The sequence below is a fragment of the Pseudomonas sp. MEJ086 genome (genome assembly GCF_030209025.1).
Lineage (GTDB): Bacteria > Pseudomonadota > Gammaproteobacteria > Pseudomonadales > Pseudomonadaceae > Aquipseudomonas > Aquipseudomonas fulva_A.
Genome location: NZ_JARVSV010000043.1, coordinates 49764 through 56697, shown reverse-complemented (window position 1 = coordinate 56697; position 6934 = coordinate 49764). Strand labels below are relative to the sequence as shown.

Sequence of the window (6934 nt, the reverse complement as noted above, 5' to 3'; positions counted from 1 at the left end):
CAAATCGAACCCTGGTTAAGCCACCGCCTGCCGCGCGACCTTCGTGCAGGCAAAAAATCCGCCGCTATCGTCAGGCCGCAGGCGGGCAGCTCAATCCCGTTGGTGGGCTGAAGCCCACCCTACCCCAGTCCTGCGGTGAGGACGCCATGTGCGCGCGCGAGCGGTAGGGTGGGCTTTAGCCCACCAAATCGAACGCTGGTTAAGCCACGGCCTGCCGCCTGACTTTCATGCAGGCAAAAAAAATCCGCAGCCATCGCTGGCTGCGGATTTCGGGATCGTCAGACGATCAGGCGCCGGCTTTCTGCACGGCATCCTTGATCAGGGTCTGCAGCTCACCCTTTTCGTACATCTCGCTGATGATGTCGCTGCCGCCGACCAGTTCACCACCGACCCACAGTTGCGGGAAGGTCGGCCAGTTGGCGTACTTCGGCAGATTGGTGCGAATTTCCGGGTTCTGCAGGATGTCGACGTAGGCGAATTTTTCGCCGCAGCCCATCAGAGCCTGCGCAGCGCGGGCAGAGAAGCCGCACTGTGGCGCGTTCGGAGCGCCTTTCATGTACAGCAGAACGGTGTTGCTGGCGATCTGCTCTTTGATCGTTTCGATGATTTCCATGGGGGCACCTCAGAACTGGACTATCCGACTCACGGGTCGATACGGTGCACGCATTGTAACCAAAAGCCGAGCGCAATGCTCGGCCATGCTGCATACGCGAACCAGGTAGCTCTCAGGCCGCGACCACCTGCACCGGAACCCCATTGAGTACCGCGTTGCCCGACAGCCGATCAAGCTGACGTTCATCGGTCAGGTCATTGGCGCTGGCACCCGGCGTGGCGCTGGCGATGCTCATCTGCACACCGGGCCGCCCATGCCCCCAGCCATGCGGCAAGCTGACCACGCCCGGCATCATCTCTTCACTGCCGAGCACTTCGACCTCGACCACGCCGACCCGCGAGCTGACGCTGACACGCTGGCCATCGCTGAGCCCGCGCTGCTGCATGTCCTGGACGCTCATCAACAATTGGTGACGCGGCTTGCCCTTCACCAGCCGGTGATAGTTGTGCATCCATGAGTTGTTGCTGCGCACATGCCGGCGGCCGATCAGCAGCAACTGCCCGGGATCGACTGCCGCTTGCGTGGCGAAACGCTGTACATCGCCGAGCAACAGCGCCGGCGCGGCCTGGACACGGCCATCCGTTGTTTTCAGACGTGCTGCCAGGTTCGGGCCAAGCGGGCCGATATCCAGGCCATGGGGGTGTTGCCGCAAGGTCTGCAGCGAAAGCTTGAGTGGCGACTGGTCACCATAGGCGCCGAAACGCAGCCCCAGGTCGATCATCTGCTGAGGTGTCTGCGTGGGTTTCAGCGCGACGCCGGTCTGCGCGGCGAAGGCCTTGGCCAGGCCGACGAAAATCTCCCAGTCGTCCAGCGCGCCTTCCGGCTTCGGCAGCACCGCCTCATTGAAACGGGTGACGTTGCGCACCGCGAACAGATTGAAGGTGGTGTCGTAATGGTCGTGCTCCAGCGGCGCGGTGGATGGCAGGATCAGGTCGGCATGGCGGGTGGTTTCGTTGATGTAAAGATCTACGCTGAGCATGAAGTCCAGGCCTTCGAGCCCCTGCTCCAGCTGCCGCCCATTGGGCGTCGACAGCACCGGATTGCCTGCGACGGTAATCAACGCGCGCACCTGGCCGTCCCCGGCAGTGAGCATTTCCTCGGCCAGAGCACTGACCGGCAACTCGCCGCCATACTCGGGCAAACCGGAAACCCTGCTTTGCCAACGATCGAAATGCCCGCCGGACGTCGCACCGACCAGATCGACCGCCGGCTCGGTGCACAGCACCCCACCCACCCGGTCGAGGTTGCCGGTCACCAGATTGATCACCTGCACCAGCCACTGACACAGCGTGCCGAATGCCTGGGTGGATACGCCCATGCGGCCATAGCACACCGCCCTATCCGCTGCCGCGAAATCCCGTGCCAACTGGCGTATGGCCGAAGCCGGAATACCACACCGCGCCGCCATCAACTCGGCGGTGAAGGGCAGCACGGTCCGCTCCACGTCATCGAGGCCGGCAACCTGCAAGTGACTGGCTCGGCACAGCCGTTCCTCGAACAGGGTGCTGAGCATCGCCAGCAGCAACGCGGCATCCTGCCCGGGGCGAACGAACAGATGTTGATCGGCGATGGCAGCGGTCTCGCTGCGTCGCGGATCGACCACTACCAGTCGGCCGCCACGCGCCTGGATCGCCTTCAGGCGCTTCTCCACGTCGGGGACGGTCATGATGCTGCCATTGGAGGCCAGCGGGTTGCCGCCGAGGATCAGCATGAAATCGGTGTGGTCGATATCCGGCACGGGGATCAGAAAACCATGGCCGTACATCAGGTGGCTGGTCAGGTGATGCGGCAGTTGGTCCACCGACGTGGCGGAATAACGATTGCGGGTCTTGAGCAGGCCGAGAAAGTAATTGCTGTGGGTCATCAGCCCGTAATTATGCACGCTGGGGTTGCCCTGATAGACGGCTACCGCACTCTGCCCGTATGCAGCCTGCACCGCAGCCAGACGCTCTGCCGCCAGGGTGAAGGCTTCGTCCCAGCCGATCGCCTCCCAGCGATCGCCGATACGCCGCATCGGCTGGCGCAGGCGATCGGGATCGTTCTGGATGTCCTGCAGCGCAACGGCCTTGGGGCAAATATGGCCGCGGCTGAACGGATCATCACGATCCCCCTTGATGGAACGTATCTGCGGCTCACCGTCGGCGCCGCGCTCGACTTCCAGGGTCAGGCCGCAGATGGCCTCGCACAAATGGCACGCACGGTGGTGGAGGGTCGTGGTCATGGCCAGCCTCGTCTTCTTGTTCAGGCGATCATCATGGGCGCCTCGGGGTCAGCACACCAGCTGCCTATTCGTCGTGAATCCCCGACCATCAGGGCCATGCATCCGGCGGCTCTGGCCAGCCTTTCAGGGCGTTACACTTGGCAATCTGGGCGGATTTGCGCGTAGGCGTCATTTACTTATAAGATCGGCGGCTTCCCCGTTTCGTCGCACTGTGCGGCCCCCAGCCGCAGGTTCTCCCGTTTTTCCGTGAAAAAACGAACCTGCGCCCTGTTGTCAAAAGGTAGTTAACGATGAGCGCAAGACACTTTCTCTCGCTGAAGGACTGCACACCGGATGAACTGGTGGGCCTGATCCGACGCGGCATGGAGCTGAAAGGCTTGCGCAACAGCGGCGTACTGTTCGAACCGCTGAAGAATCGCGTACTGGGCATGATCTTCGAGAAAGCCTCGACCCGTACCCGCCTGTCTTTCGAAGCCGGCATGATCCAGCTCGGCGGCCAGGCCATCTTCCTGTCGCCCCGCGATACCCAACTGGGCCGTGGCGAACCGATCAGCGACTCGGCCATCGTCATGTCGCGCATGCTCGATGCGGTGATGATCCGAACTTTCGCCCACAGCACCCTGACCGAGTTCGCCGCCAACTCCCGGGTACCGGTGATCAACGGCCTGTCGGACGATCTGCACCCGTGTCAGCTGCTGGCCGATATGCAGACCTTCCATGAGCAGCGCGGCAGCATCGTCGGCAAGACCGCAGCCTGGATCGGCGACGGCAACAACATGTGCAACTCCTATATAGAAGCGGCCATCCAGTTCGACTTCAACCTGCACGTCGCCTGCCCGCAAGGGTACGAGCCTGACGCCGCACTGTTGGCCGAAGCCGGCGAGCGCGTGAAGATCTTCCGCGACCCGCGTGAGGCCGTGGCCGGCGTTCACCTGGTGAGCACCGACGTTTGGGCCTCCATGGGCCAGGAAGAGGAAATCGCCGAGCGCCACAAGCTGTTCGCGCCCTATCAGGTGAACCGTGCCCTGCTCGACGCTGCCGACGAGAACGTGCTGTTCCTGCACTGCCTGCCCGCCCACCGTGGCGAGGAAATCAGTGAGGACCTGCTCGACGACCCCCGCTCGGCCGCCTGGGATCAGGCAGAAAACCGCCTGCACGCGCAGAAGGCGCTGCTCGAATTCCTGGTCGAGCCGGCGTACCACCACGCATGAGCCAGCCCATGCTGTTGAGCCTGCGTAACCTGGGTTGCGGCTACGGTGAGCAGCGCATCGTGCAGAATCTCAACCTGCACCTGAACCCGGGTGATATCGGCTGCCTGCTCGGCCCGTCCGGCTGCGGCAAGACCACCACCCTGCGGGCCATTGCCGGTTTCGAACCGGTGCTCGAAGGTGAAATCCGCCTGACTGGCGAAGTGATCTCCAGCCCAGGCCTCACCCTCGCACCGGAAAAGCGTCGCATCGGCATGGTGTTTCAGGACTACGCCCTGTTTCCGCACCTGAGCGTGGCGCAGAACGTTGCCTTCGGCATCCGCAAGCAGCCCGACTGCGAGCAGATCACCCGTGAGTTGCTGGAGCTGGTGAAGCTCGATCATCTGGGCAAGCGTCACCCCCATGAGCTGTCCGGGGGGCAGCAACAGCGCGTGGCACTGGCTCGAGCACTCGCCACCAACCCGCAACTGCTGCTGCTCGACGAGCCGTTCTCGAACCTCGATGGCGAGTTGCGCCGGCGCCTCAGCCATGAAGTGCGCGACATCCTCAAGACCCGCGGTACCAGCGCGATTCTGGTGACGCACGATCAGGAAGAAGCCTTCGCCGTCAGTGATCAGGTCGGGGTGTTCAAGGCTGGGCATCTGGAGCAGTGGGACACGCCGTTCAATCTCTACCACGAACCGCAGACCCCGTTCGTCGCCAGCTTCATCGGTCAGGGTTACTTCATTCGCGGCCAGTTGCTGGCGCCGGATGAGGTACAGACCGAACTGGGCACCATCCGCGGCAATCGTGCCTATGCATGGCCACTCGGCAGTGCCGTGGACGTGCTGCTGCGCCCTGACGATATCGTCCATGACCCGGCAAGCTCCCGCAAGGCACTGGTCGTCGGCAAGAGTTTCCTCGGTGCGGCGACGCTATACCGCCTGCAGTTGCCAACCGGTAGCCAGCTCGAAGCCCTGTTCCCCAGCCATGCCGATCACCAGCCCGGCGAGCAGGTGGGGATTCGCATCGCGGCGGATCATCTGGTGGCGTTCGCCGCCGCAGGTAGCGTGGCGGCGCCTTCCTTGCTGGGCTAACCGTCGAAATGCAGTCGGCCGCTGCTCACCAGATGGGCATGGCCGGCGATCTTCACCCGCTCCCCATCCAGACAGCACCAGAGAAAACCACCGCGCTCGCCGCCCTGATAGGCAGTCAGTTCACGCTTGCCCAGTTTCTGTGCCCAGTAAGGGGTGAGGATGCAATGGGCAGAGCCGGTCACCGGATCCTCGTCGATTCCCACTGCCGGTGCGAAGTTGCGTGACACGAAATCCACCGTCTCCCCGGCCGCGCTGATGATCACGGCATCCCAGGGCAGGTTGCTCAACGCGCGCAGATCCGGGCGGCAAGCGCGCACCGCGGCTTCCGAGTCGAGCAGCACCAACAGTTGCGGGGCGTCCAGCACGGCGAGCGGTGCCTGCCCAAGCATCTCGGCCAAGCCCTCGGGTACGGCGATCGGTACTGGCCGATGGCAGGGAAAATCGAGCACCAGACGATCCTTTTCCCGGCTCACGGCCAGCTCGCCACCGGCATAGAGGAACTCGATGCGCTCGGCCGGTTCGTCGTAGCACTCGAACAGCACGTGGGCGCTGGCCAGCGTCGCGTGGCCGCACAGGGCCGCCTCGGTGGTCGGCGTGAACCAGCGGATACGCCAGGCAGCGCCCTCCTTCACCACGAACGCGGTTTCAGCCAGGTTGTGCTCGGCAGCGATCTGCTGCATCAGTGAGTCGTCGAGCCACCCGTCCAGGCGATAGACCACCGCAGGATTGCCAGCGAAAGGCTTGTCGCTGAACGCATCGACCTGATGAAACTCGAGGGGCATGGGTTATTTCCTGTGAGCGAATGAAAAAGGTCAGCATGCCCGCGTCCGTACCGGGCGCTGCGATACAGCGAGACGCCAAAGCGCCGCAACAGTGAGCGCTCAACGCTCCGAGTGAATCCCGTAACGTTTGAGCAGGGCATCCAGGCGGCCGTCCTGGCGGTAGCGGCGTACGCCGTCATCGAAGATGTCTCGGTAGCGGGTGCTGGAGGGCAGCACCGGGGAAAAGGCGATATAGATGGGTACGTCGGGCATCCGGCAACCGACCTCGATGAGATTGTCGGCATTCTTGTGCTGATCGAGATACAGGGACATCACCCAGGTGTTTTCCAGCGTGGCATCGACCCGGCCCAGCTCGACTTTGCGAATATTCAGCGCCAGCGCCTGCTCCCCCGCAGCCTGCTGCAGACGGTCCAGGTTCCTCTGATTGCGGCGGATGTAGTCGTCCAGCGCCTCACCGTAGCTGTAGCCATTGATCACCCCGAGGCGGATCTGCGCAAGGGACGCCAGGCCACTGTAGCGCCAGGTGCTGTCGGCTCGGGCATAGAAACAGTTACGGGAAATACCCGGGGCGGTATCGCCGAAGATGAAGTCCGGGGCATCGCGACGACCGGCTCCGACCAGCGCATTGACGCGGCCACTGCGCACATCCTGCACCGCACGCGCCCAATTGGTGACGCGGTACTGCACGTCGATGCCCGCCTCGGCGAAGATCTCCCTGGCCAGCTCGACGAAGATGCCAGGCCGCTCGGCGCCCTCGGCACAGTTCACCGGACACCATACGTCCGCCTCCATGACCAGGGTTTCGGCCCTGACGCAGGCACTGCCCAGCAGCGCAGCCGTCAACAAACTGCCCGCCACCCACCGAAACCCTTTCATCACCCGCCAAGCCTCCTGCTCCCGTTTCCGCAGCGCGACCTACCGCCGCTGCTCCCCGTGCCCTGCATCCAGCCCGTACATCAGCGGCATCATGCAAACTGCCTCCGATCATACAGGGACGCGCAATGCTCGCCCACGCATGGCCGCTGACCGATGGC

Annotated in this window: 6 protein-coding genes; 2 read left to right on the top strand and 4 right to left on the bottom strand. The window is 63.5% G+C overall.

The annotated features are described in order from the left end of the window. Positions 1-286: 286 nt before the first annotated feature. Both grxD and QRN22_RS24200 read right to left on the bottom strand, forming a co-directional pair. Positions 287-613 carry a Grx4 family monothiol glutaredoxin gene (gene grxD / locus QRN22_RS24205; protein ID WP_042555014.1) on the bottom strand — a complete coding sequence of 109 codons (327 nt, stop codon included), beginning with the start codon at positions 611-613 and terminating at the stop codon, positions 287-289. Between the two features lie 112 nt (positions 614-725). Then, complete coding sequence (locus QRN22_RS24200; protein WP_042555015.1) at positions 726-2834, bottom strand: molybdopterin-dependent oxidoreductase; 2109 nt, start codon at positions 2832-2834, stop codon at positions 726-728. A gap of 290 nt (positions 2835-3124) precedes the next feature. On the opposite strand from QRN22_RS24200, the gene argF reads away from it, so the two are divergent. Together argF and QRN22_RS24190 are read left to right on the top strand one after the other, a co-directional pair. Further along, entirely contained in the window at positions 3125-4045 is a 921-nt protein-coding gene (argF, locus tag QRN22_RS24195) for an ornithine carbamoyltransferase (RefSeq protein WP_042555016.1), read from the top strand. Then, positions 4042-5118, top strand: coding sequence for an ABC transporter ATP-binding protein (locus tag QRN22_RS24190; protein ID WP_042555017.1), 1077 nt, complete (start codon positions 4042-4044; stop codon positions 5116-5118). Before argF ends, QRN22_RS24190 begins: the two co-directional genes overlap by 4 nt. On the opposite strand, the gene QRN22_RS24185 is transcribed toward QRN22_RS24190, so the two are convergent. Together QRN22_RS24185 and QRN22_RS24180 are read right to left on the bottom strand one after the other, a co-directional pair. Next, positions 5115-5900 (bottom strand): PhzF family phenazine biosynthesis protein, encoded by a 786-nt coding sequence (locus QRN22_RS24185; RefSeq protein ID WP_042555018.1) that lies wholly within the window; start codon positions 5898-5900, stop codon positions 5115-5117. The genes QRN22_RS24190 and QRN22_RS24185 overlap by 4 nt on opposite strands. 99 nt (positions 5901-5999) lie before the next feature. Next, the gene (locus tag QRN22_RS24180; protein WP_042555019.1) at positions 6000-6776 is read right to left on the bottom strand and encodes a substrate-binding periplasmic protein; all 777 of its coding nucleotides are present in this window, start codon (positions 6774-6776) and stop codon (positions 6000-6002) included. Positions 6777-6934: the final 158 nt, after the last annotated feature.